Source organism: Enterobacter cloacae complex sp. 2024EL-00711 (assembly GCF_047529885.1).
GTDB classification, from domain to species: Bacteria; Pseudomonadota; Gammaproteobacteria; order Enterobacterales; family Enterobacteriaceae; genus Enterobacter; species Enterobacter ludwigii.
The window spans coordinates 177,290-202,620 of record NZ_JBLIZC010000004.1; the positions used below are offsets into that span (position 1 = coordinate 177,290).

27 protein-coding genes are annotated in these 25,331 nt (G+C 50.2%); 13 read left to right on the plus strand and 14 right to left on the minus strand.

Annotated features, from left to right (window positions below):
• Positions 1–99 precede the first annotated feature (99 nt).
• Both ACMVME_RS13230 and ACMVME_RS13235 read left to right on the plus strand, forming a co-directional pair.
• Complete coding sequence (locus ACMVME_RS13230; protein ID WP_044866535.1) at positions 100–483, plus strand: RidA family protein; 384 nt, start codon at positions 100–102, stop codon at positions 481–483.
• Between the two features lie 99 nt (positions 484–582).
• Positions 583–1,365, plus strand: a complete 783-nt coding sequence (locus ACMVME_RS13235) for an alpha/beta fold hydrolase (RefSeq protein WP_081308101.1) — start codon at positions 583–585, stop codon at positions 1,363–1,365.
• A gap of 86 nt (positions 1,366–1,451) precedes the next feature.
• Here ACMVME_RS13235 and ACMVME_RS13240 read toward each other — a convergent pair whose 3' ends face one another.
• Positions 1,452–2,846 carry a sensor histidine kinase gene (locus ACMVME_RS13240; protein WP_068795127.1) on the minus strand — a complete coding sequence of 465 codons (1,395 nt, stop codon included), beginning with the start codon at positions 2,844–2,846 and terminating at the stop codon, positions 1,452–1,454.
• Positions 2,846–3,523 carry a response regulator transcription factor gene (locus ACMVME_RS13245; RefSeq protein WP_020885069.1) on the minus strand — a complete coding sequence of 226 codons (678 nt, stop codon included), beginning with the start codon at positions 3,521–3,523 and terminating at the stop codon, positions 2,846–2,848. Before ACMVME_RS13245 ends, ACMVME_RS13240 begins: the two co-directional genes overlap by 1 nt.
• A gap of 205 nt (positions 3,524–3,728) precedes the next feature.
• On the opposite strand from ACMVME_RS13245, the gene ACMVME_RS13250 reads away from it, so the two are divergent.
• Positions 3,729–4,565, plus strand: a complete 837-nt coding sequence (locus tag ACMVME_RS13250; protein ID WP_040016873.1) for a MipA/OmpV family protein — start codon at positions 3,729–3,731, stop codon at positions 4,563–4,565.
• Positions 4,566–4,718: 153 nt separating this feature from the next.
• On the opposite strand, the gene ACMVME_RS13255 is transcribed toward ACMVME_RS13250, so the two are convergent.
• The 3 genes from ACMVME_RS13255 to ACMVME_RS13265 form a co-directional block, all read right to left on the minus strand.
• Positions 4,719–5,036: a YebG family protein gene (locus ACMVME_RS13255; RefSeq protein ID WP_044868194.1), complete on the minus strand. Its 318-nt coding sequence runs from the start codon at positions 5,034–5,036 to the stop codon at positions 4,719–4,721.
• A 76-nt stretch (positions 5,037–5,112) separates the two neighbouring features.
• Positions 5,113–6,900, minus strand: a complete 1,788-nt coding sequence (locus ACMVME_RS13260; protein WP_068795128.1) for a hybrid sensor histidine kinase/response regulator — start codon at positions 6,898–6,900, stop codon at positions 5,113–5,115.
• On the minus strand, positions 6,897–7,529 hold the full coding sequence (locus ACMVME_RS13265) for a response regulator transcription factor (protein ID WP_044867764.1): 633 nt from the start codon (positions 7,527–7,529) through the stop codon (positions 6,897–6,899). Before ACMVME_RS13265 ends, ACMVME_RS13260 begins: the two co-directional genes overlap by 4 nt.
• A gap of 175 nt (positions 7,530–7,704) precedes the next feature.
• On the opposite strand from ACMVME_RS13265, the gene ACMVME_RS13270 reads away from it, so the two are divergent.
• The 4 genes from ACMVME_RS13270 to ACMVME_RS13285 all read left to right on the plus strand — a co-directional run bounded on the left by ACMVME_RS13270 (position 7,705) and on the right by ACMVME_RS13285 (position 12,994).
• On the plus strand, positions 7,705–8,019 hold the full coding sequence (locus ACMVME_RS13270; protein ID WP_014169014.1) for a lipoprotein: 315 nt from the start codon (positions 7,705–7,707) through the stop codon (positions 8,017–8,019).
• Between the two features lie 116 nt (positions 8,020–8,135).
• Positions 8,136–11,168: an autotransporter domain-containing protein gene (locus ACMVME_RS13275; protein ID WP_068795129.1), complete on the plus strand. Its 3,033-nt coding sequence runs from the start codon at positions 8,136–8,138 to the stop codon at positions 11,166–11,168.
• A 255-nt stretch (positions 11,169–11,423) separates the two neighbouring features.
• Positions 11,424–11,960 (plus strand): GNAT family N-acetyltransferase, encoded by a 537-nt coding sequence (locus ACMVME_RS13280; RefSeq protein WP_044868879.1) that lies wholly within the window; start codon positions 11,424–11,426, stop codon positions 11,958–11,960.
• A 137-nt stretch (positions 11,961–12,097) separates the two neighbouring features.
• Positions 12,098–12,994: a PhzF family phenazine biosynthesis protein gene (locus ACMVME_RS13285; RefSeq protein WP_068795188.1), complete on the plus strand. Its 897-nt coding sequence runs from the start codon at positions 12,098–12,100 to the stop codon at positions 12,992–12,994.
• 201 nt (positions 12,995–13,195) lie between these two features.
• Here ACMVME_RS13285 and ACMVME_RS13290 read toward each other — a convergent pair whose 3' ends face one another.
• Complete coding sequence (locus ACMVME_RS13290) at positions 13,196–14,776, minus strand: phosphoethanolamine transferase (RefSeq protein ID WP_414743447.1); 1,581 nt, start codon at positions 14,774–14,776, stop codon at positions 13,196–13,198.
• A 581-nt stretch (positions 14,777–15,357) separates the two neighbouring features.
• Positions 15,358–15,684 carry a winged helix-turn-helix transcriptional regulator gene (locus ACMVME_RS13295; protein ID WP_014169010.1) on the minus strand — a complete coding sequence of 109 codons (327 nt, stop codon included), beginning with the start codon at positions 15,682–15,684 and terminating at the stop codon, positions 15,358–15,360.
• Positions 15,685–15,773: 89 nt separating this feature from the next.
• Between ACMVME_RS13295 and ACMVME_RS13300 the strand changes: the two genes are divergently transcribed.
• Positions 15,774–16,100, plus strand: coding sequence for a nuclear transport factor 2 family protein (locus ACMVME_RS13300; protein WP_050737421.1), 327 nt, complete (start codon positions 15,774–15,776; stop codon positions 16,098–16,100).
• A complete protein-coding gene (locus ACMVME_RS13305; RefSeq protein ID WP_044867639.1) occupies positions 16,100–16,879 on the plus strand; it encodes an SDR family oxidoreductase in 780 nt (259 codons plus the stop codon). Before ACMVME_RS13300 ends, ACMVME_RS13305 begins: the two co-directional genes overlap by 1 nt.
• A gap of 332 nt (positions 16,880–17,211) precedes the next feature.
• On the opposite strand, the gene gstA is transcribed toward ACMVME_RS13305, so the two are convergent.
• On the minus strand, positions 17,212–17,817 hold the full coding sequence (gstA, locus tag ACMVME_RS13310; protein WP_044867640.1) for a glutathione transferase GstA: 606 nt from the start codon (positions 17,815–17,817) through the stop codon (positions 17,212–17,214).
• A 128-nt stretch (positions 17,818–17,945) separates the two neighbouring features.
• On the opposite strand from gstA, the gene ACMVME_RS13315 reads away from it, so the two are divergent.
• The 3 genes from ACMVME_RS13315 (at position 17,946) to ACMVME_RS13325 (ending at position 20,421) form a co-directional block, all read left to right on the plus strand.
• Positions 17,946–18,821: a LysR family transcriptional regulator gene (locus ACMVME_RS13315; RefSeq protein WP_032677603.1), complete on the plus strand. Its 876-nt coding sequence runs from the start codon at positions 17,946–17,948 to the stop codon at positions 18,819–18,821.
• 228 nt (positions 18,822–19,049) lie between these two features.
• Entirely contained in the window at positions 19,050–19,307 is a 258-nt protein-coding gene (locus ACMVME_RS13320; RefSeq protein ID WP_044867641.1) for a hypothetical protein, read from the plus strand.
• Between the two features lie 238 nt (positions 19,308–19,545).
• A complete protein-coding gene (locus ACMVME_RS13325; RefSeq protein ID WP_044867642.1) occupies positions 19,546–20,421 on the plus strand; it encodes an AraC family transcriptional regulator in 876 nt (291 codons plus the stop codon).
• Between the two features lie 320 nt (positions 20,422–20,741).
• On the opposite strand, the gene ACMVME_RS13330 is transcribed toward ACMVME_RS13325, so the two are convergent.
• Both ACMVME_RS13330 and ACMVME_RS13335 read right to left on the minus strand, forming a co-directional pair.
• On the minus strand, positions 20,742–21,041 hold the full coding sequence (locus ACMVME_RS13330) for a DUF6966 domain-containing protein (RefSeq protein WP_044867644.1): 300 nt from the start codon (positions 21,039–21,041) through the stop codon (positions 20,742–20,744).
• A 218-nt stretch (positions 21,042–21,259) separates the two neighbouring features.
• Positions 21,260–21,937: a DUF1963 domain-containing protein gene (locus ACMVME_RS13335; protein WP_050737422.1), complete on the minus strand. Its 678-nt coding sequence runs from the start codon at positions 21,935–21,937 to the stop codon at positions 21,260–21,262.
• 347 nt (positions 21,938–22,284) lie between these two features.
• Between ACMVME_RS13335 and ACMVME_RS13340 the strand changes: the two genes are divergently transcribed.
• Positions 22,285–22,596 carry a hypothetical protein gene (locus ACMVME_RS13340; protein WP_025204747.1) on the plus strand — a complete coding sequence of 104 codons (312 nt, stop codon included), beginning with the start codon at positions 22,285–22,287 and terminating at the stop codon, positions 22,594–22,596.
• A gap of 148 nt (positions 22,597–22,744) precedes the next feature.
• Here the strand turns inward: ACMVME_RS13340 and ACMVME_RS13345 are convergent, their stop codons facing one another.
• The 4 genes from ACMVME_RS13345 to ACMVME_RS13360 form a co-directional block, all read right to left on the minus strand.
• Complete coding sequence (locus tag ACMVME_RS13345; RefSeq protein WP_044868514.1) at positions 22,745–23,488, minus strand: SDR family oxidoreductase; 744 nt, start codon at positions 23,486–23,488, stop codon at positions 22,745–22,747.
• Between the two features lie 171 nt (positions 23,489–23,659).
• Positions 23,660–24,142: a glutathione peroxidase gene (locus ACMVME_RS13350; protein ID WP_068795131.1), complete on the minus strand. Its 483-nt coding sequence runs from the start codon at positions 24,140–24,142 to the stop codon at positions 23,660–23,662.
• 117 nt (positions 24,143–24,259) lie between these two features.
• Complete coding sequence (locus tag ACMVME_RS13355; protein ID WP_014168994.1) at positions 24,260–24,559, minus strand: AzlD family protein; 300 nt, start codon at positions 24,557–24,559, stop codon at positions 24,260–24,262.
• On the minus strand, positions 24,552–25,307 hold the full coding sequence (locus ACMVME_RS13360) for an AzlC family ABC transporter permease (RefSeq protein ID WP_032677597.1): 756 nt from the start codon (positions 25,305–25,307) through the stop codon (positions 24,552–24,554). The genes ACMVME_RS13355 and ACMVME_RS13360 overlap by 8 nt, the downstream gene beginning before the upstream one ends.
• Positions 25,308–25,331: the final 24 nt, after the last annotated feature.

Below are 25,331 nucleotides of genomic sequence, written 5' to 3' on the forward strand. Positions count from 1 at the left end.
ACAATCAACTAACTGAGGCGTGGACATCCTTGCTCATGTTCCTCCCCAGCGTGCCGTTTACCCGCAGCAGGTACTCATGCGTCAACCTGAGAAAAAATCATGAAAAAATCGATAGTCCCTGAAGAATTCCAACACTATTTCGATGACTGGCACTTCTCCCCCGTCATCGCAGCAGATGGCACGGTGTATCTCTCTGGTGTTACCGCGGCACGGAAGGACAAACCGATAAGTCAGCATCCGGAAGAACAATTCCATGATGCGTTTTATAAGCTTGGTGTTTATTTGAAAGCCGCAGGCTTAGGGTATGAAAATATTCTTGAGATGACCACTTTTCATATTGATCTAAAAAAACATATAGACGTTTTTTCTAAGGTGAAAGATGAATATGTAAAGGCACCCTATCCGGCATGGACCGCCATAGGCGTATCAGCGTTCATTCCAGAAAATGCGCTGGTGGAAATGCGGATTGTGGCTAAAAAGTAGTGCCGCCGTGAGTCCCCAAATCACCCCAGGCACGAACCGGTTCGGCTTAAGCGCCGCAAGGTCTGCTACGAACAAACGGCAGACCTCGACGAGACGACAATGTCTTCATCAACTGCAATAGGCTATGTTTACAGATTCAGAAACCCTGGCAATGGCACTGCGGCCAGAAAATGGGACTTGCCGATGAATGCAGAGAACCTTCCTGTGGTACTTATCCCGGGATTTATGCTTGATGAAACACTGTGGGACGATTTTATCACCGCATTTCCCAAGAGCAGGCTCTTTATACCTGCGAGCCTGAGCCAGGGAACCACAATCCAGGATATTGCCGCTGACATAGTCCAGAAACTACCGGAGCATTTTGTGCTGGCCGGCTTTTCGCTAGGTGGTTATGTTGCCAGAGCTATTTATGAGGCTTTTCCGGAACGGACAGCAGCGATGATCCTCATTGCCACGTCTCTCAGAGAGGATTCGGCAGAACAGATAAATACCCGTGTTGCTGCAGCGAATATCAATTCCTCCAGAGAATTTAGTGGGCTGAGCACAACGGCCATTAGAAAATCACTTCATGCTGATCTCGCCAGTAATACGGCCATTATTGAGAAAATCCGTAATATGGGAAAAAGGCTGGGAGCCGATGTATTCAGAGTTCAGTCAGGGCTAAACCGCGAGCGAATAACATTAAAACCCATTTCATGCCCGACCTACGTTATTGCAGCGAAACATGATCGGCTGCGTTCAACAGAGGAGGCAGAAGAACTCGCCAGGCTAACCGGAACCTGTGTGGATTATGTTGACGGTTGTGGACATCTTATTCCTCTGGAAAAACCGGATGAACTGGCCCAGCGTGTGTCCAGATGGCTCGATAAAACAGGCCTTTAAAATAACGTTGATGCAAACAGAGTCCCCCTATTCTCTGCGAATCAAACGCCAGGTCATTTTTCTTAGATGTCTGCTTCTGGCCTCTGCTACGCATTTTCGGCTATCGGAGTTGGGAAATCGACAGTGACCAGCAGCCCGCCTTCTGCAGACGTACACAGGCCTACGCTGCTGTTGTGTTGCTGTGCAACCGCGTTGACGATTGCTAGCCCCAGTCCACTCCCGCTTTGCATCTGGTTGGGGTCGCGAAAAAATCGGTCGAACACACGCTCCCTCAATTCAGGCCGAATACCGGGCCCGGCATCTGAGACACGAAGCTGCGTGGATTTATCCCGCGATCGTAGCTCTACTTCAACCCGTCCGCCCTCAGGGCTGTACTTGACTGCGTTCTCAATCAAATTGTCAATCAGCGACATCAGGCGCTCCCTGATGCCTGTGATCCAGACTTCATCATCAGAGACGAATTCAAGCTCTATCCTGCGCTCCGTAGCCAGCGGTTCCAGTGCCGCCATTCGCTCCTGAATGAGCGTCGTCAGCGGCACTGGCTGCATAACGGTATCAATACGTGCTTCACTGTGCATCATCAGCAACAATTGATTGACGAGTCGGGCAGCCCGGCTGTTGCTGCGAATAATCCCCGCCAGTAATTCCTGTTGAGTTTCATTGCTTACATACGACTGCAGCGCCTCCACGTTGATTCGCATTGCAGCCAGAGGAGTACGCAGCTCGTGAGCGGCATCAGCAATGAAAATCCGTTCCCTTTCCGCGCTTTCGCGCACCCTGGCAAGAAACACGTTTATCGCGTCCACCATTTGACGAAGCTCCCTGTGTTTTGGCATGGCTTTTAATGGAGAGAGATCGTCTGGCGTTCGCAAGGATATTTCATTTACGACCTTGCTCCAGGGTCGCATTGCAATACGAATTGACAGCCACGCGGGAAATAAAAGAAAAGGAATGCATACCAGTAGCGGCAATATGTAATAGCCACGCGAGTTCAGGTAGATAAAGAAGTTCCAGCCTCCGGCAGGCGTCACAAGTGTCACCTCCACATCGGAGTTCCCGGATTTTAGCGTACGGCTGGTCCAGGTGCGCCCCTCACTCTCAATGCGCTGTAATTCCCCCAGTTGGGTGTTTACGACTCCTGTTGGTGCGCCATCAGATGAATAAATTATCTCGTTATGTTTGCGAATAATGAGGCTGATTGACAGTTCAGGATCTTCACCTCCGCCATATCCCTCCCGCAACGCCTTACTGAACGTGTTCAGCACATCGGTGCGTTCCTGCGGGCGATCGTCCATACTGTCCACCAGCGTAAAAAGGGTTTCGTAGGTCTTACTGCCCGTTAATATCGGGGGACTACGCAAGTCCTCCCACAAAACAAAAGTCAAAAAAAGACACCACAGCAAGGTAAGCAGCAGCATCTGGGCGATGATGATTCGCCGAACGAGCGTGGGGAGTCTCAGGGTGCGCCAGATATTTCGCATCAATCACCGCCTTTGTAGATCGGTACAGTATCAATGACATACCCCACCCCTCTCACCGTTCGCACATAACCGTCCCCGATTTTTCGACGTAAATTCCCCATATGCACGTCGAGAGCATTACTCAGATTTTCTTTGGTGCCGAAGATTCTTTCTTCCAGAAATCGTCGTGTAAGCACGCGGTCAGCGCGCAACATTAACGTTTCAAGCAGCGCGTATTCACTTGCCGTCAACTCCACGTGACGGGCACTCACCGTCACGCGACGCGTTGGCACATGAAGAGATAACCCCCTGATTTCTATCGCCTCATTCTGAAAACCGTAACTGCGTCGCGCAAGCGCTCTTACCCTGGCCAACAACTCGGCAAGAATAAAAGGTTTAACAAGGTAATCGTCTGCACCGGCATCCAGCCCGCACAGGCGATCCTGTAGCGTGCCTCGAGCAGTCAGGATGATGACAGGGATCCCCTTGAACTGTTGCCGCAAGCAGGTCATCAGGCCCATGCCATCGCCATCGGGCAGTCCCAGGTCGAGCAATATCAGTTCTGGCACGCAAGCATCAAGCTGATGCAGCGCATCCTCTTTGCGGCGAACCCATATGACATCAAATCCTTGATCTGCAAGGGCGATCCGCACGCCATTGCCCAGATCCAGGTCGTCTTCGATTAGTAGAATTTTCACATTGGTTACGGTATCAACAGTGAATGAAGAACGTCTTAAGAAAAAAACGGTTTCGATAAATCTATCAGGTTTACTGCAGCGGTACTTGCTTCAGCGTTTCTTCATTTTCGGCTCATAAGAACCTTAGGGTGCGTATTCAAACTGAGAAAACTGGCGTGAATAACCGCTTGTATCGTCATCATTTGAATCCACAAGGACTTCTTTAATGAGAAACATCGCACTGCGTCATCAGTTTCCTCCTTTGCTCCCGCCTCGCAGCCTGAAGAAAATAGTGCCGGGAGTCGTTCTGGCGTTTCTGACCACCCCGACACTGGCGGCAGAACAGAACCAGGGTAACGTGTTGACCCTGGGGGGAGGTGTGGATATTGCGCCACGCTATTCTGGTTCGGATAAAAGCCGCGCCACTACAGCATTAGTGCTTGATTACTCCATGGCAAATGGCGTCTTTATCAGCACCACGCGGGGTATCGGTTACGGTAACAGTGTCGGTAAACTGGAGTACAACGCTGCGCTGAGCTACCGCGCTGGTCGCAAGGATCGTGACGTGAACAGCGATTCAATAAGCTCCGGCAGTGACGACTTGCGGGGTATGGGTGACGTCAAAGGCTCGGCCATCATTGTGCCCGGACTGGGGTATAAGGTGACCGACTGGCTGAGTGTGCAATTGCAGGCTGAAGTGCCGGTTTCTGAAAGAAACAACGGTGAGGCCCTGCACTTCGGTATTATCAGCCCGCTTTATACATCACCGAAAAATTCCCTGACGCTGGCCCTGACCACCAGTTGGGGATCCAGCAAATACATGCAGACTTACTACGGGGTGAATGCCGCACAGTCAGCAGCATCGGGGTTTTCCCGACATGATGCTGGATCCGGTATTTATGCTTATTCGCTGAATGTGGACTGGACCCACAAGCTCACCCCGGACTGGAGCGTAGCTGTCGCAACAGGTGTTACGCAGTTGACGGGAGATGCAGGCAATAGCCCCATTGTTCAACGAAAAACATCGCCCACGGGAAGTTTGAAAGTGACGTACAGCTTCTGATCGTGATGGGATGAGTGCTTCCCGACGACTTCTCGCGCTGAACTCTCAATAAATATGTATTCGTCCCGCCCCTGTCAGATAACGGGGCGGCACTCAACACGCCCTGATGACCCCCTGACTCGGGGCATCAGAATCGATGATACACTCTGGCGATCAGGCAGCTTTAACGGCTCTGATTTTTTTACTGCCAGCCGCATCTGGCTCGGGGTTATCTGTGGCAGTGGCGGCATTGAAATCGGGAAGCTTGCTGGTACGCAGAATATGCTGCACGGCCTCTTTCTGCTCGGCGAGATACAGCCCAAGATTTTCAGCCTGCGTTTCATCCATCTGCATGCCGCTTTGCAACAGCCAGTCGGTGAACGCTTCTGCCATGTCGAGCAGTTTGTCGTGAGCGTCAGCCTCTTTTTTACTGGCAAATGTCATTTTCTCTTCACCTTTTCGTACGACAACATATTTTGTTTCAACAGCCATTATGCACCTCTCATACTGTATTTATATACAGTATAGCATTTCCAGAATTGTGTTGCAGTCAAATTGTACTTTCGTTTTAGCCCGAGCCTGCAGACCACTGTGTCAGTAGCGCATGCAGTTTGGCGGGCTCCAGCGGCTTACGCAACACCAGGTAGCCTTCCTGCTCCGCTTCCAGCAGAGCCGGCGAGTTAAACTCACCGCTGACCATCGCGCCGCTCATGTCGGGCAGACGTTCGAAAAGTGCTTTCAGGATGTCGAACCCGCTTTCGCCGGATCGCAGGCGCTGGTCGCACAGTACAGCAAATGGCGTGAAACCGTCGTCAATGATGGCAAAAGCGTCTTCGGCCGAGGCCGCGCAGCGCACGTTAATCCCCCAGAGGCTCATCAGGCTCTCCCAGGCGGACGTCACCAGCGGATCGTCGTCAACGATCAGGCAGGAGCCATGCAGTGGCGCATAGCGTACCGGTGTAGAGATGTTGTCACCGGCGGGCAGTGGATCCACCGCTTTCACGTCACCCGTGTATTGCGTAAAGCGCATCCAGAAGCGCGAACCTTTGCCTTCAATGGAGTGCATTCCATACTTCACGTTCATCAGCTTGGCACAGCGGGCAACCACCGCCAGGCCCAGCCCGTGCCCTGCGCTGTCGATCTTCCATGCCAGCTCGGGGCGGTAGTAAGGCGAGAAGATTTTGCTTTTTTCGTCGTCGGCAATCCCCACCCCGGTGTCCCATACTTCCACCAGACACTCGACACCGCGCGGACGGATGGCAACCAGCACACCGCCCTGTTGCGTATAGCGAAGGGCATTTTGTATCAGGTTAATCAAGGACTGACGCACCAGCAGCGGGTCCCCCATCACGAAGAGGCGACGTTTGGGCCGCCAGGTTCGCAGCCGCAGTGCGCGACTGTTGGCCTCTTCGCGAAACAGGGTGATCACCGAGTCGAGAAGCGTGCCGATGTCCACGCGTGTAGGGGCGGTCATTACATTGCCAGATTCAATTTTGCTGAGATCGAGCAGGGAATTGAACATCAGGTGCACCGAACGAACGCTCTGTTGCAGGTCAAGCAGCTGCGGCGTCAGGCTGTCGTCCTGGTTTCTGTGGATAATGGCTTCGATCAAAAAGCCCATGGCATGCACCGGCTGGCGCAGATCGTGGCTGGCGGTCGTCAGGAACTGATTTTTATCGAGCAACGCCTGTTCCGCTTCTTCTTTGGCCTGCCGGAACTGCTCCGCCAGGCGTGAGCTTTGCTCTTCCAGCAGCGCTTGCTGGATAAAAAACGCGTGGGACGTTAACGCATGGCGGTAGATTGCGAAGCCGTACAGCAGGTTCAGCATCAGCACGATGAACATCAGGTCATCCAGTCGCAGGATGATACCGAGAGTCAGAACTCCCCAGGAGGCAAAGAAAAACCGTGTGAAGGTGCTGATGACCGGCGTCAGATGCGTCGCATTGGCAGCGACAATAGCGGCAATGCTGATATTAAGGAGCAGGAAAAAGTCAAAATTCTGCGTCTGCGGGGTAATTAAATAGAGTGATGAAATCCCCAGCCCGTGAAAAAAGGCCACCTTATTAATGCGCGGAAGCCAGCGGCGCAGGACGGCCTCATCATCATTTTCTTTAACCTCTCGCTGATAGCGCCGATGCACTATTCGGATCGCCACAGCACAGAGCAAGTAAATTATTATCCAGGTAATGGTGGGACCCAGATCGCCCCCCAGCAAATGGATCCAGATAGCGAAAGGAATGCCGACAAAAGGCACAGCGCTAAAGCTGAATACCAGCCGCAGAAACGTATTATTCAGCAGGCGAATTTGCGCGGGGGGAGAGATGCCATCGTTCTGTGAACCCTGGAAAAACCTCATTCCGACGGCTCCCGTTTGCCATGCAGTAGCGTGATGGCTTCCACCCGACTGTTAACGCCTATCTTTTTCAGAATATTGCTGATGTGTTCTTTTACCGTGGGCTCAGAAATAGAAAGCTGGGCGGCAATTCTTTTATTTGGCAGGCCGCGCATAATCATATTCAAAACATCAATTTGCCGCGGCGTTAAGTTAAATTTACTTAACTTCTCATTATTCGTCTTAACGGCACATTCGTTTGCACAAGGAAACCATGTCAGATTATCCGCCAGGGCAAAAACGGCCCGTGAGAATAATTCAGGAGGTTCGCTTTTCAATACGAAACCGTGTCCTCCGGCCGTATGCACTTTCTGCCAGATATCGTTATTTTCATCCCCACTGACGACCAGGAGGCGCACCTGAGGGTAAAGCTGTTTCACTTCTTTGAGTAATTTCAACGCCGTACCGGAAGATAGCCAAAAATCGATTACCAGTAAACGTGGCGGGCCATTTTCCCTAATATGACGGTAGCAATCTTCTTCATTCGTCACGACATACGCCTGTTTGAACCGGCAATGTGTAATCAGAAAATTGGCGATGCCGCTTGCTACCAATGGATGGTCATCAACGACCAACGCATAATTCTGCCCCAAAGGAATCTCCTTTCACCTTCGCGTATCTGAGAGTACAGATGAATTATTATCGACCCACCCTACTTTAGGAGGGTTTTTTCAATTAGGAAAGAGAAATATATTACCCGCTGATTTGGGTAATAGAAAACATAAATACAATCAGTGATTTTAACTGGTTGGATATAAAGGATAATTTATGAAAAGACCACTAATCGCTTTAACCGTTACGTTGATGCTAGCCGGTTGTTCCACCCTGAAAACCGATCAGGCTATTCCACTGCTGCAGGCGGAAACCGCTAAAATGCTGGGGCTGGGCTCGTCGGACGAAATAACGGTGACCAATGTGAATGGTGCCCAACCGGATGCATTGGGCGGCCAAAAACTTTCTTATCGCGCCACGACAGAAAAAGGGCGAATTTTCGATTGCTCATCAATGATGATGCCTGGAATTTTAGGATCTGCGCCGACGCTAAGCGCGCCGACCTGTACGCCGGTTGTCACGCATAAATAATTTCCTCAATACCAAAAGGCGTACAAATAATAACGCCTTTTAAATTTCCCGACACATTTGAGTTTCATATAAAAACGATTTTCCAGACATCATGCTAATGAGTACGGAGATAGCCCGTGAATAACTCTACATCGCATTCTTTAGCGGTTAAGACACCGCTTTCCAGACTTTACCTCGCTCTATTTTCCGCACCGCTGTTGATGCTCTCGCCTGCCGATTTCGCTCGCGCAGCGGATGCCATTTTCGACGGCGATGCGCGTGTTACCGAATCTTTAGGTTACACCGGCGATGTTTACGTCGGCCGTAACCAACGCGGGAACCTGCTGATCGATAATGGCAAAATCACTGCCTATAACATCAATATCGGTCGACTGTTCAACGGCCAAATTTATGAAAGCGTGGTCACGGTCCGCGGACCAAACGCTGAGCTGAACGCGGTTAACGATCAGTACATTCTGCGTGGTGGCCTGAATCTTGGCCTGGGCACCCTGCGAGTCGAAGACGGTGCGCTGGCCAGCGCGAAGGAGATCGTGGTCGGTACCACCCGTGGCTACGACAGCCACCTTATCGCTACGGGCGCCGGTTCACGCGTAGTGAGTAATTTTCTCAGCGTTGGCACTGACCTGGGAGCCCGCTCCACGCTGGCGATTGAAAACGGTGCGACGCTCAACACCACCTACGATGCCCGTATCGGCAATGGTTCCGGGCCAGATGAAACCGACAAGCTGAGCCCGAAAGCCACCGTCACGGGATCCGGTTCACAATGGAATGTTGGCCGTACGCTCACGCTTTATGGCGATCTGGACGTGCTCAACGGCGGAGCGGTTAACGTGGGCAACATTCAGGTGGCGGGCGTCTCTGGCGCACGTAAAACCGCCGAGCTGGTTATCGCGGGCGAGGGCTCGCGTTTTACCAGTGCCAGCAGCGTTAGCGTTGGCGATTACGGCAATGGCGTACTGTCGGTCATTGACGGCGGTGCATTTTCCGCAGGCAGTAACGAGCTGGTAGTGGGGATGACGGGTTCCGGCTCGAACCGGGGCGCGCTGATAATCGGCAGCCGCGGCAATATGGACTCCGGTACCGGTTTAACGGAGCCGACGCTCGGCGCGGCGGGCGGCGCGGGCACTCTTGATGCGAAGACGGCAATCAGCCTTCGGGGTGGGTTATTCGGCAGCTATGTCTACTTCAACCATACCGACGGAAATTACGTTTTCAGCAACAAGATGAGCGGCGAAGGTGAAGTGATCAATACCTCCGGCCAGACCACGCTGAACGGCGATCTTTCAGGGCTCAAGGCGAACGTCACCGCGCGCGGTGGAAAAGTCCTTATTGCCAGCAATATCAACACCCAACCCGAAGACGATATTTTTGATGTGCAGACGCTTAGCGCCGAGAACGGCGGCACGCTGATCCTCAACGCGACGGCGGGATCGGAGGTCAGTAACGGACAAGGTTACAGCAGCGCCGCGTCGATCAAAGCCGGCGGCACGCTGGGCGGTGACGGCACGCTGGGCCAGACAGAGATCCTCTCCGGCGGCCATATCTCGCCCGGTGATGGCACTATCGGCACGCTGACGCTGAAACGCTACCTGAACTTTGTGGGTGAATCGTTCTATGACGTTGATATCGCCGGTGACGGCCGCAGCGATCAGTTACTGGTGTCTGGCAAAACGACCATCAGCGATCAGGCTAAAGTACAGGTTACCGCACTGGATCCGCAGACCAGCTACAAAACGGGCCAAAGCTATCGCATTCTAACCTCCGAGGGGGGAATTGACGGCCAGTTCGCCGGGGCCATCTCCAAATCCGCCTTCCTGGACGTGGCACTGAAACAGAGCACCGACGCTGTCGATCTCACCATCGCGCAGAAAGAGACCGGCGGAGAGAATCCTGGGGGTGAAAATCCGGGTGGTGAAAACCCGGGTGGTGAGAACCCTGGGGGTGAAAATCCGGGTGGTGAGAATCCAGGCGGCGAGAACCCAGGGGGTGAAAATCCGGGTGGAGAAAATCCAGGAAGTGGTAAACCGGGTATTTTCCAGACGGTGGCCAACACCAGCAACCAGTGGAATACCGCCGGCGCGCTTTCCACGCTGACACAAAACGGCCCTTCCCTGGCGCTGTATAACTCTCTGCTGGTACTCAGCGCACCGCAAGCGCGCGAGGCGTTCAACCAGCTGTCAGGTGAAGTTTACCCGTCGGTACAGTCTAACCTGATCGCCGGCAGCACTCAGCTGTTCAACGTACTGAACCAGCGCATGCAGCGCGCGTTCGATAATGACAGTCTGCCGATACCGCCGTTAGCGATGTCGCTGGTACAACAGCCGGAGCAACAAAATAACGGCATATGGGGCCAGACCTTCAGTTCCTGGAGCAGAACGCGCGACAACGGTAACGCAGGCAAGCTGGACGGCAACACCACCGGCTTCCTGCTGGGCGCGGATCGCACGTTGGCTGACCATAACGTACGTGTCGGGGGGTACTTCGGCTATAGCCGTGGTGATTACGACGTTGATAGCCGCCGTTCATCCACGGATACCGACAACTATCACCTTGGCCTGTATGCCGCAGGGCAACAGAATGCGTTCTCACTGCGCGGCGCGCTGGGTTACACCTGGCACAAGATTGAAGGCGAGCGCAACGTTGATTTCAGTGGTTTCTCGGACCGCCTGAAGTCAGATTACGACGCCAACTCGCTGCTGGCGTTTACCGAGGCGGGCTACCGTTTTGGCCAGCCGGCGATGAATGTTGAACCGTTTATCAACCTGTCCTGGATTCGACTGCATACCGACAGTTTCAGGGAAGATGGCGGTGCCGCCGCACTGAGCGTGCGTAATGAAACGATGAACACCTTCTACTCCACGCTCGGGATGCGCGGTGTCACCGAGCTGCCGAAAAACGTTAACCTGTATGGTTCGTTGGGCTGGCAGCACGCCTACGGGGATAAAAACACCTCATCGCGGATGGCATTTGCCGGCAGTGACGCGTTCATCACCCAGGGCCAGGCCGTTGATGAGGACGTGATGGTGGGCGATATCGGCGTCCGCGTACAGCTGTCGCGCGCTGCGACGCTGGATGTCGGTTATCAGGGGCAACTCGGTCAAGACACCCGCATCAATTCGGTCAACGCTAACCTGCGCTGGTCGTTCTGATTACCCTTTTCAGCATTTATACAGACCCGCATACTGCGGGTCTTTTTTTGTCCGTATTCTGTCCATCGCATACTGATGTCTGGTGAGGCTGACCTGTGCCCATTGGTTAACACACCAGGGTATTCGTCGTGTGCGTTTCGCCACGACAGCACACAATCGGATCTGTCGAATTACGTCAAAACACATATATGCTTTAATCAGAGAGCATCAATTAATGAAAGACATATTCCCGTCAACACATATCAGGAGGTCTGTTTGCGAATTGAAACAACTCGATTGTGCCTTCGCCCGGTAATGGCATCAGACGTAGCGGATCTCTACAGAATTTATGGTGATCCGGCGACGAACACGTTTAACCCCGCAGGCCCCTACCCGGATATTGATCATGCAAAAACGGTTCTCAATCGCTGGCTCGCCCACTGGCAAACTCACAGCTTTGGTAGCTTCGCCATATCGCTTCTTGGCTCTCCTGAAAAAATCATCGGATTTGGTGGTCTGAGCATCCGTAGCTATGGCGATTGTGTGATTAACAATCTTGGGTATCGGTTATCGACAGATGCCTGGGGAAAAGGCCTGGCGACAGAATTTGCTACACGCGCGGTAAGGTATGGTTTTGATGATATGCAACTCACCGAGATCTCAGCCGTTGTCAGAGCTAACCATCTGGCATCACAGAACGTTCTTGAAAAAACGGGACTGAGATATGTCAGAGATATACATGATATTAAAGACGCACCGCCGAGCCTTTTGTATTCACTCACCTTAACGGAGTGGATGAACAAAATCAGGTAAACATCACCTTCCGTCGTTAAGGTGAAAAATACGCATACAGGTAAATGCCAGTGGGTTATGTTTTCACGTGAGCGTATATTAAAACGACAAACTCGTTGAGTATAAATTCATTTTAAGGCATGGAAGTTGAGGTCCTGGTGAGAAGACGTTATGTGATTGCAGATGTGTTTACTGATAAACCGTTTTGCGGTAACCCGGTCGCTGTCGTTCTGGATGCCGAGGGATTGACCACTGAGCAAATGCAGCTGCTCGCCTTAGAATTTGGCTACAGTGAAACGACGTTTGTTTTACCTCCTGAAGAACCATCACATACGGCTTGGGTACGGATTTTTACCCCGACGCGTGAAATCCCTTTCGCTGGTCATCCCAATATTGGGACTGCTTTTGTCCTGGCGTATCAGGCTGAACTGAATGGCGAATCGCTACCTGAAACGCTGATATTCGAAGAAGCCGCCGGGCGGGTACCTGTCAGGATTATCAAAGAAAATGCAAAGGTCACGGGTGCAGAGCTTCTTGTTCCGCAAGCTTTATCCTGCCACTCAGAAGTCAGTCCGGAAAACGTGGCGGCCTGCCTCTCTCTTGAAGCCAGTGATATACGCACTGAAATGCATATGCCTGTCGTCGCCTCTGTTGGCCTGCCTTTTTTGATTGTCGAACTCGCGACCCGAAATGCGCTTCGCTGTTGCGTACCCAATTTGCAGGGGTTCCGGGCTATTTTGCCCCTCGACGGCGCGGTGTCCATTTACGCCTATACGCTGGAAACGGATCCTGAAGACCCGTGTGATTTGCAGGCCCGGATGTTTACGCCACGCATGACCGAAGATCCGGCAACAGGCAGCGCGACTGGCGCAGTGACAGCCCTGCTGGCCCAGCTTCGCAATAAAAAAGAGCTCTCTCTTCGCGTAAGCCAGGGCGTTGATATGGGGCGCGCCAGCATATTATTTTCAGGCTATGACGGCACTGCAGAAAGCCCGTCAGTTCGGGTAGGAGGAAAAAGCGTTATTGTCATGGAAGGCTCATTTACATTGCCCTGACGGCCGCGGTGAATGAGGTGCGGATGTCGCAATTTTTATCACACCCGATGAAGATTGACTCAGAGCATAGTGTATAAATCAATGGAGAGCTGGTCATGAATATTTAGAGTACGAGCCAGTACCTCTTCAGGTCTGGCTCCCATAGTCATGAATTTTCCGTCAATCGGCAGAATAATTTTTAACCACGAATCATCGTTTCTACTACTTTATATCCGTCCAATTAAATTTCTTACCCGTTGTATCCTTAATTACAATCGGTTTTTGATAGTCCTGTAGCCACTTTTGCAAGCTAACGATATCATTTTCAACCCGATGTATTCCGAGCCATAATTCGGAAAGGGTATTCGCATCATCGGTAGACCATGGCGTATTGTAGTCTCCGATCAACTTATTCTTTCTTTCAACTTTAGGGCTATACCAAATGAAAGTTGGGACAGATAACGCTTCCCGGGGTGGATTAGCCCCCGCATGGTAATATACCACTGAACGTGAAGGATCGCGTATTAAGGCATGGTCAGAAAAGTAAAATACAGAAGAGCGTGTATTTGAAAGTTGGTTAAAAACTTTCCCCATAACATAATCCGTGAAGCGCACAGAGTTATCATAGCAATCATCATCTTTATTTCCATCTTTAAAGACGGAAGCATCTTTTGGGAAGCGCGCGCAGGCAGGTTCGTGGCTACCATATAGATGTAGCACAATTAATTTCTTACCAGATGTTTTCAGCGTTGATTCAAGTTCTGGGAGCAAAGAGTCATCGAACCCCTGATCAATCCACTGATGGTGTTTGGTTTTCATAGCGATACCTGTAATCACATTATTATATGCGCCCCCTTTTCCCTGGTGGCTAAACCAGTACGTATCGTACCCGGCTTTGTTCGCTATACTAATAATATTGTCACTGTACTTAGCGGGATCTGCTTCCTGTACTGAATCAGCAGTGAGCGCAAGTGGCACAGCCATAATGGTCACTGGCGCTGGGCTAATGGCATGCTGGAACAACAGAAGATTTTTCCTTTCTGCTTCCAGTTCAGGAGTCGTGCTTCGCTCATATCCATATATGCTCATATTTGCACTGCGCTCAGACTCCCCAATAATAATTACATAATTATCAATTCCGGTATCTGATAGTGATATTGAATAGTTAGGTGTATTATTATTAATACTGGAGGCAATACTCATATCAGAGATGGCTTGCATAAAGACTGTAGCCGTGCTCAGCGGAGTTGAATTGACAACACGTTGAGCAAGGCTATCAACATTGCTTTTTCGTAATTGATGCAGTATACCCTGTACAGTATAGCCAGTTAACAAAAGCACGAATAATATTGCAGGGTATCGCCTATACTTTAACGGCAGGGTACTTGTGCTACAGTTAATAGTTAAAATAAATAAACACAGCAATCCCATAAAAATTGCACAACTTCTCCAATAAACGCCTAACATTGAAAATGCTTCGCTACCTGTAGTATTTATTACACTTAATGCAAAACCATAGTCAAATTTAGCATTGAAGTGACTCCAGGCATACATCTGAAGAGATAAATCAGCAGCGATTAATGTTAAGGCTATAAAGCCAATAAGGTTTTTTAATATTTTTCTATTGATGCAAAGAAGTGTTAATAACAGAAAAGCAAAAACCAAGGTGCGATTAATGACCAAATTATAACGCGCACCAATAAAATTAACAATAACAACAATGGATACTGAAATTATAAAAAACGCCCCACTTAAAACAAATCTAAAATTATCATAACAAATTTTTTTAAGAGTTAATAACATTTCATAGCACCTAAACCGGCTCGGTTTTTATCCGTTTTATTTAAATATAGAAAATAGTGTGGATCTTGTTTATTATATAATCAGCTGAGCTTGATTAATTAATGCAAATATGCTCCATAAGCTCAAAGCGTTCACAGAATCAGGACGCCTTGTTTAGCTTTCTTGAGGACTTTTAGAATATGATACGCTGCGGGTGCCAGAGTCTATAGTATGCCGGCAATCTTCGGTACTACGAGGATTAGTAGATTTCGATTTTCATACTTCGCTCTTTATCATGCTCCCTACTCCACTCAATGCGTTGTACGTCCGCATAACAGCCTATGAGCAGGGATGCGGCCATGAGGCCATATGCCAATATTCCTCCTTTTCATAATATTGCCCATTATGGGATTGGTTGTGTTCATAATTTAACCCAGACAATATATTCAATAATAGTACCTTGCATTGAATTTAGAATAAGTCGAGAAAAATAATGTCCGCTCCCGGCACAAAGCGGACCAAAATAAGAGCCGTAAGGTCTGCTATCAGCAAGGAATGAACATCAACAATTTTCGACCATAAACAAAAATGTACCCGAGCCCCTAAACCTCGCGTTTTTCCGCCCATTTCAGCATTGCATCGAGAGCCGGACACAGCGCCTGCCCCCACTCAGTGAGCCGATATTCGACTTTCGGTGGAACCTGGGGATATACCCTACGTGACACAATGCCGTCGGCCTCCAGCTGTCGCAGCTGTTGTGCCAGCATCTTCTGCGAAATTTCGGGGATCAGTTTTTCAAAATCAGAATAGCGTTGCACCTTTCCGTCAAAAAGATGAAACAGAATAATGAGTTTCCAGCGACCTTCCAGCATTCGCAGAACTTGTTCCACGCCGCTTGCGGCGGTTTCAGGGCTATATAACTTACTCATAATTCAGTTGCTCACTTTTTTGTGCGTACTTGTCAATTTTATAGTCTATGTTAAAAATTCCCGTACTGTAAATAACGGGAGTAAGGGCCATGTCATTATCTCTACCGCAAGCTATTTCAACCTATTTTGCGATCGGCAATGGTGCCGATATTGCCAGCGTTAAGCGCTGTTTTACCCTCGATGCCGTCGTGTTCGACGAAGGTAAAACCCATCGGGGGCACGCGGCAATCGAAGCGTGGCAACGCGCGGCGCGGGCTGCCTTCGACTATAGCGTTCACCCCATTGAAGTTCTCACTGAAGGCGAGCGGGTAATAGTCACCACGAACGTTGTCGGTAATTTTCCCGGCAGCCCCGTGATGCTTACACATACTTTCGGCCTCGCTGGCGACAAGATTGCGACTCTGGAGATAATCTGATGCTGATGGATCTTGATTTACAGGGCAGACGTGTTCTGGTTACCGCAGGTACCAAAGGGATCGGCAAAGCAGTTGTCCACCTTTTAATACAGCAAGGGGCAACGGTGCTAACCACCGCGCGTCACGAGCCCGCAGAATCTACCGCAGACGCTTTCGTGGCGGCGGATCTGACCACCATCCAGGGATGTAATTTAGTCGTGGACGCCGTTCAGAAACACCTGGGCGGCGTCGATATCATTATCCACGTAGCAGGCGGTTCTACCGCTCCCGGCGGTGGGTTTGCAGCCCTTGGGGAAGAAGAATGGCAACAGGAGCTCAATCTTAATCTGTTGCCTGCGGTACGCTTAGATCGCGCGTTGTTGCCAGGGATGTTGGCGCAACAGGATGGGGTGATCATCCACGTCACCTCTATTCAGCGTGAACTGCCGTTACCGGAATCGACCACCGGATATGCGGCGGCCAAAGCGGCACTGTCGGCGTACAGCAAAAGCCTGTCGAAAGAGGTGTCCCCTAAGGGAATTCGGGTGGTGCGTGTGGCGCCTGGCTGGGTAGAAACCGAAGCATCGGTAGCGATGGCGGAACGACTTGCTCAGCAGGCAGGAACGGACTACGAGGGCGGTAAGCAGATCATCATGAATGCACTCGGTGGAATTCCGCTGGGCCGTCCCTCAAAGCCCATCGAAGTGGCGAACCTCATCGTCTTCCTCGCGTCATCCTGTGCTGCCACTATTACCGGTACGGAATATGTGATCGATGGCGGTACTGTCCCGACGGTATAATTTTATATCTTAAACAGTGCATTATTTTGAGCCTTTACGTTTCCTCACGACAAACGAGTGGCCAGGCGTAACGTCCGCTTAGGGCATAAAGCGGCCTGATATAAGAGCCGCAAGGTCTGACTTGAGGCATAGATGAAGGCAAAAAGTCGCGTGGCGTTGAGTCCATAATGAAACGAAAGCAGCAGTGAATGCCGCCGGGAATGGGTTTCAGCGTCAGCTCATGCTACGGAGCAGAACGCTACGCGCAACTTCAGGCCCGCGTAGAACAAAGGGCAGACGACCTCTTTGCAGACACTCAACATGCTGTGTCCAGCAATAAGCGATTACCTACCCTACTGAGACGCTTCAGCCAGTAATGCAGCCTGTACAGCAGGTCGGGCATTTATTTTTTCCATGTACGCCGGTAGCGCTGGCCAGCGTTCCAGTTGGATTGAGAAGAATTTACACCAACCCAGCACCGTAAAAAGATAGGCATCCGCTACGCTGAAGGATGAGCCAGTCAGAAAAGTGTTTTCGTTGAGCCTCGCCTGGAGTAAATCGAACTGTCGGAAGAGCTTATTCTGAAAAATCGCTTTGATGTCCTCGGGCAGTGCGGGGTTGAACAGCGGTGCCGAGCCAGCGTGTATTTCACTAGTGATAAAGTTTAGCCATTCCTGCAGACGCACCCGAGCCCAACTGTCTGCGCGCGGTGCCAGGCCATATTCTGGTTTAAGATCGGCGAGGTACTGCACAATGGCTGGCCCCTCAGTGAGTATCTGCCCATTATCCAATTCAAGTGCAGCGACATAACCTTTAGGGTTAATGGTGCGGAAGTCGCGACCATCAGCAGTGAGCTTGCTTTTGTTGTTAACCTTCACCAGTTCAAATTCAATTTCCAGTTCGCGCAGCACAATGTGCGGTGATAACGAACAGGCATCCGGGGCGTAATAGAGTTTCATGTTGTCTCCGTTAAATGTGTAAAGCCATCGAGAAATTCGAAGCAATTCTGAACTCACTGTATTTGACGCGTATTTCGCTGTAAAATTAATGATATAGAATCTAACTATTAGCTGAGCTACTGATAATCATGATGAATCTTTTACACTGGCGCCTGCTGGTGGCCGTCGCCGATGCCGGCAACATCTCGCGCGCCGCAGAAGAGATAGGAATGACTCAGTCAGGTGCCAGCCAGGCCATCGCCCAGCTCGAAGCTTCGCTTGGATTTCCGGTATTTACGCGTGAGCGACGGTATATCGGTATTACCGCGCTGGGTGAGCAGGTTATTGAAAATGCACGAAACATGCTTTTGCAGCTGAATGCCATTCGCATACTGGCTGATAAGAGCCGAGACTTACACCGAGGGCGCATTCGCCTGGCCAGTTTTCCCTCAGTGACATCCACATTGTTGCCAGGGCTTCTGCGCGACGTTAAGCGCCTGCACCCGGGTATTGAAATCGTTGTCCTGGAAGGCTCGGACGAGGAAGTCGAGGAGTGGCTTGCCGCTGATACCGTAGAACTTGGGGTGGTCATGAATCCCGGCCCCGGGCGTGCAGAGGTTATATTAGGACAGGATGCATGGGTCGCGGTAATACCAGCTAAACATCAGCTGGCACATCATGCCAGGGCTTATGGCATAACGCTAAAGGCGCTGGCAGACCAGCCCTTTATTCTGGCGACAGGCGGATGTGTCGTTAATGGAAAAAGCCTGATGGAAATGGCTGGTTTGCAACTTTCTGATATACGCGTGACAGTACGCGACTGGATTAGCGCCTGTAAGCTGGTCGGGGAAGAGATGGGCGTCGCCCTTGTACCTGAATCAGCCCTGCCGGAGACGCTGCGCAACCTGTGCGTGGCGCCTTTGACGCCTGCTATACACCGGGAATTTGGGCTGGTTTGTTCGTCATCTGGAGCGTCTTCTGATGCAACGCAGACGCTACTTAATGCGCTACGTAAGCGAAGATGAGCCAGCTGGTGTTATTCAATTCAGCGCCTTGTTAAATGTCCGCTTGTGGCACGAAGCGGACGAACTGACTGAGCAAAAGGTCCGCTATGAGCAATCAGCAGACGTTCATAATTAAGTCGCCATAGATCTTGCTCACAATGTCGTGTATCAATCAACTGGGAACAGGTCAAACTATATCAAAACTGTTAGTGATACAGTGGTATGCGAATATTTCAGAGACTAATCAGTATGAAGATTGTTTTTATCCCTGCGTTGATCATAGTCCTGATTGATAAAGAACAGGGCATGGGACGTGAATTGACCCGCGATGAGGTTGAGTCCATCCGCGATGACGCTACAGCCATCCGCCTGCCGGCCGAAGCAGCCGAGGATATAATCAGAGAGCGTGGCTACCGCGATATTGATCCAGAGAATGTCTGGCGCGAGTGGCAGGCGTATAAAGCTGACAGAATGTCGATGGGAACACGCTGCTTTAGTGGCACATGAAAATTGTGCACTTACACGGATGCGTTTACTCCGCGCCTGACGTGGAGCTGAGGAGCAACTTTGAGCGAACAGTGGAAGTTCGGCATGCATATTGACATCGAGAGTCTTGAGCAATGGGGAGCAAGTCAAAGGTTCGAAAGATAGCCACCTGGAAATGCTCTCCTTTGTACGTCATTGAGCAAGATCGGTCAGGCAAACTGAATCGCCTTCGAGCATATTAAGCAGCACGGAGGAAGTCATGTGTGATAATAAAACTGATAGTTACGCCAGACGCTTTAAACAGGTCTTTGATTATATTGACCACCATCTCGATGACGCTTTATTACTGGAAAAACTGAGTGAAGTGGCTCACTTCTCGCCATTTCATTTCCATCGTCAGTTTTGTAGTTATTGTGGGATGCCACCTGGCCGTTACATCCAGATGATGCGCTTAAAACGCGCATCTTATCGACTGGCTTTTAATCCGTTAGAGAAAATCACTGATATCGCGTACGACGCCGGTTTCCAGCATTCTGAATCATTTAGCCGTGCTTTCAGACAAATGTTCGGTCTATCACCGACGCAATTCCGCCAGCAGCCCCCCTGGGTGGATTGGCATAAGCGCATATCCGAACCTTACAAAGCCAGGAGACAAACCATGCAAAGCCAGGTCAGGATCATTACTTTCCCCGCGACGTCAGTCGCAATGCTGACACATTATGGACAACCGGAGCGAATAAACGAAACGGCGGCTCGCTTTATTGAATGGCGAAAAACCACGGGTTTTTCACCGGTTGCCAGTAGCCAGACATACGGTATTGCACCACACGATCCAACCTTAACGCCGCCGGATGAATTTGAGTTCCATATTTGCGGAACCGTCACGTCACCCATTATTGAAGACAATCGCTTCGGGGTGATAAATAGTGACATTCCGGCTGGTCGCTGTGCGGTGTTACGTCATCAGGGATCGCATGATGCGTTAACCGAGTTGGCTAAGTCTCTGTATCGTGACTGGTTGCCAGAGAGCGGAGAGGAACTTCGCGACTTCCCGCTTTTCTTTCATTACCACAACTTTGTGCATGAGGTAGCAGAACATGAATTACTCACGGATATCTTTTTGCCGTTAAAATGAGCTGATTCAGGGTTATTGTTTATCGTTGACCTGCTCCCCATCGATTAAAACAGTGATATTTGCAACGTCCGCTTCTGGCACAAAGCGACCAAACTAATTGATCAGAAGGTCCACTACGAGCGAGGAGCGGACCTTAGTGCTGTCCGCCGATTGGTCATGTTTCGGCGAGCCGAGTGGTAATTCAGCTGGCTGCATAGTCATGCATCCGGATATATTTTACCGGGCGCGTTTCCAGTCGTTTTCCGGGTCAATACATAGCAGTTTTATCTTTTCTCATCGTAAGCGTCGCCAGTAACTCAAAGGCGCTACCGGTAACGACGTTAGGGTAAATCTCCTGCTTTTAACAAGCCGATTGCATGGTCAAGTTGCTTATAGAGTTTGTGTCTCAAATCATCTAACTCGTCATTTTCTCGAATTAGAGGTATTCCATTTTTATGGAGAACAATATCGTTAAATGACCCCATCCCGCCGTAGAGTTTTTTCAATGAGTAAATGGATGACTCACAATCAACATCGAGTTCGATGGCCAGTTTTTCAAATGTTTTTGCCCATGAACCCTCCTCATTTGAGGATAGTATTTTAATGATGTCAGTTACTGTTTTCTTTATTTCATTTTTCATTTCAAACCACTACTTCCAAGTATCTTAACGTCAGGTATTTTCCACGGTGCAGGTACTACAACTTGCTCAGAGCCACCGGAAAAAAGGTCTGTTTGATAGTGTAGTGGCTCATTAAATTTTGTCCTTCGAACAGAGGAGACCGCGTCCGCTCCTGGCACAAAGCGGCCAAACTAACGGAGCAGAAGGTCCGCTGTGAGCGATGAGAGGACGTTGAGTTTCTAGTAAAACTGACATGAAAACGTCCAAAGTCCCTCTGGGGATTTGTGAAAGTAGCCGATACCATTGTCCGCCCACATCCAGTTTACTTTTTCTTCTGACCCCACTTGAAAGACAAAATCTTGAATCCCCACACCATGTTGTATCTCCATTGGATATCCTCCAACCTTGGTTCCCCTGTACCGGTTAAAACCATCATAGAATCTATCACTTGCATCCTCATCATCGTTTACGTCAGACAAGTCAATAATATCCCAAGCATCCTCCCATCCTGGAGCATCATCATTGACACTCACCCACCGAACCGGAAATGCTCGATATGGAGTGTTAATTGCAGGCAATAACTCAAGCCCATCAAGGGTGGCGTATTCTCGTATTAGCCACCCCTCGCCATGAGGTTTATCAAATGGATGGCTTTCCATATTATGATAAAGCACTAAGAGCGCGATCCCCTTCAGTTGTTCAGGAATCACGGGAAGCTCATCTACGCGAATCTGGAGAAGCGGAAACATCGGCTGCCCCTTCCAAACTGGCAACCCTTCACCTGGAAGAGCGACTCCTTTTAAAAACCAGGATGTAATTGGGTCTGCTGTAGGGCGGAAACCACCGACTTGTGCCACAGATGCAGTACGTAATTTGGATCTGAGTTCTTCTAAAACTAACGCACTCTTGGATTTCATAATTGCATCCTTGCGTATGCCCATACTCTTGGATTCTGAAATGGAGGAGTTTTTATTATATATCGTAATTATTACCCAACAGACCTAAATATTTCTGTGCTTCCTCTTCAGAATAGTAACGGAGGTCCGCTTCTTGCACAAAGCGGACCGACATAAAAGCCGTACGATCAGCTACGAGCAAAAAACGGAAGTGACCTAACTTTATCGTGGTCATGAGATTCAGTCTGAAGCAAGGTGAAGAATGTCCGATAAATCGATGTGTGAGATAACGCTCTTCGTTAATCACACCATGAGGTGCTTTCTGATGATATGGTTATACCCTCACCATTCCTAAAGAGAGAACACTAATGATTGTAAGGACCTGGCATGGATGTGTTCCGCTTGAACATGCGGAAGGTTTTGCAAAACACCTTGAAAAAACAGGGGTAGAGCATTCCAGGAGCATATCGGGGAACAAAGGCGCGTTCGTTCGCAGAGAAACGCAGGGAAGTTGGGAGCATTTCTTTCTGGCAACTTACTGGCAGGATCTGCAGTCAGTGAAGGCATTTGCTGGAGAAAACTATCATGTGGCGGTCACTTACCCGGATGATGAAGAATTTAAGCTACTTTCTGACCCTTACGTTTTCCAGCATGTTGTTGAGGCAATTTCACCCCTTTAATGTCAACTTCCGGGTATCCTGTCGGTATCCCTGAATTGTCATAACCCCCATATTGACTCAACGCATCCACTTAGGGCACAGAGCAGCCTGTTTCATCAGGTATCAACGCTGCTCTGTGCGAAGACCGTTCTGTTTAACATCACCCAATTTAGACCCTATCACTCAGGTCTTCGCGGGTTGGACCTTGAAAGTAGAGGCAACTTATATGGCAACTACGCGGTTGAACCAACACAAAACGAATCGCTTCCCAGACCGATCGCCCGTTCAAGAGCCGCTCTCCCATTCTGCATTGGCTATCGACACTCGAATCTAACCCTGTAAGTTCGAAATCAGGAGGGTACAGTCCGGTAACCCGTATATTTTCTTCGGACAATTGCTGAGCGAGTTTTGTTGTAAATCCGCTGAGCCCATGTTTGCTGGCGAAAAAAGCGGGGTGCGCAATTGAATCCGTGAAGTTCGGGATCCCGCAGGAAGAGATAATTGAGACGATATCAGCACTGTCTGAACGTCTTAATCCAGGCAGCAGAGCCTGCGTCAGAAGAATCGACGCTGTCAGGCCGGAACTGACGGTATTAATAATGTCGGTATCTGGCTGGTCGTCTAACGTTCCTGACAACCATTGGGCAGCATTGAGAATTAAAATATCTATGGGCTTGTCTGAAGTTAATAGCTGTGAAGAAAACGCAGAAACGGATTCTGGCCGGGTTAAATCACAGATATACCCTTTTGCCATACCGCCTTCAGCAGTGATGATGCTGCAGGTTTTTTGAATATCATCAGCCCGCCGCGCGCAAAATTCTACCTCTACGCCTTCCCGCGCCAGCCATACGCACAGCGCCTGACCAAATCCCCTGCCCCCACCCGTAATAACCGCTCTTTTGCCTCTCAGCATCTCCATACGTCCTTTCATTAATGGGTATGTTTATGGAGATATAGCATGAGGAGAGGGAGTGAAATCTTTCCGTGAGTGCTATTTTAGATGCGGACATGGCGTCTGCGATGCGCGATAAACGCCCCTGCAATGAATCCCCCCCCTGAGTTCAGGCCATCATGACCACAATACTTAGCTTGCAAGCGCAGCAAGGATTGCGGCTTCCATTTTCTCGGGGGTGGTGATCGGCGCAAAACGCTTGAGCGGTTTACCGTCGCGTCCGATCAGGAACTTGGTGAAGTTCCACTTGATTCGTCCCCCCAGCACGCCGGGCAATTCGTTTTTCAGATAGCGAAACACCGGATGCGCTGCGGCTCCGTTGACCTCGATTTTCTCAAATATCGGGAAGCTCACACCGTAATGAACGTGACAGGTCCTGGCGATGTCGTCGGCATCGCCGGGCTCCTGTTTACCGAACTGGTTGCAGGGGAACCCAAGCACCACCAGCCCCTGAGCGGCGTATTTCTTATAAAGCGCCTCAAGGCCGCCGTATTGTGGCGTGAAGCCACATTGGCTGGCGGTATTCACGACCAACACCACCTTGCCAGCGAAGTCGAGCATAGCGACAGGCTGTCCATCCAGACGGGTGGCTGTCAGTTGATAAAACGTGGTCATAGCGGGATCCTCAACGCAGAACCTGTTCGACGCCAACATTACCACGTCGCGCACAGCGGCGGGGAAAGGGACCTAAGAAGTCGATTCTGTTTCTGGTTGCGCGGCAGGTCTGGAAACTTACCCTAAATAATAGCGAAGTATAAAGGCAAACATCACGCCGGAGATCACCGTCACCGGCATTGAAAAGCGCATTGCAACAACCAACGTTAACCCTAATGCGATCAGATCTGCGGGATTTCCTGAGGCAAAAAAAGGCGCAATGAAAGCCAGCATGACACAACCGGGAGAGGATTTAAGTACCGTCATCGCCCTGGGCGTTAGCACCCGGTTTCGTAATATTAGATAAGCGGTCACACGCGTTGCATACGTGGTGAGTGCCATTAATACGATGGCGATGAAGGTCTGATAATCAGGCATCCTCTCCCCCTAAAAATGCGGCAACGGCTAATCCTGCTAAAGGGCCAGCAATGACGTACCACAGGCCGGCAATAAAATGACATACCGCCACGGAGACGACCAGACTGATTATCCAGGGCACAGCTTTACGAATGCCATTCCACATGCCTCTGACCAGCACAAGAAAGACCGCCGGAAAGGCCATATCAAAACCATACTGGTGAACATCGCCCAGCACCGGGCCAATTAACGCGCCGAGTGCGGTACAGAAAACCCACATCGTATAGAAAGATAAAGAGACCGCCATATAATATGGCATGCTGAACAGCGGCGCCGTTTTGTTATTTCTGGAATGCGCGTCATTATAACTGAGTGCCCAACTCTCATCCGTCATAAAAAAAAGCGCAGGTAAGACCTTTCGTTTTGGAAAACGAGAAAGTAAGGGAACCAGCGTCGCCCCCATTAAAATATGACGACTGTTTACCAGTAATGTTACGGCCATAATAAGTAAAAAAGGTGGCGGCGACGTCCAGATTTGTATGGCGGCAAATTCAGACCCGCCGGCAAAATTTAATCCTGTCATCAAGGGAACGTCGAGAGGCGTGAGCCCCTTATGGCTTGCCTGCGCACCCAACACCAGCGCAAACGGGATCACGCCCAGTAATACGGGTAACCCATCTTTCAGGCCACGAAGGATTTCTTTTTTCTTCGTTTCACTCTTATCCAGTAATGGTCTGGCAGAACTGACATCCACACGTTGTTCACTCATGCGTTTCGCTCATTTCGTCTATTT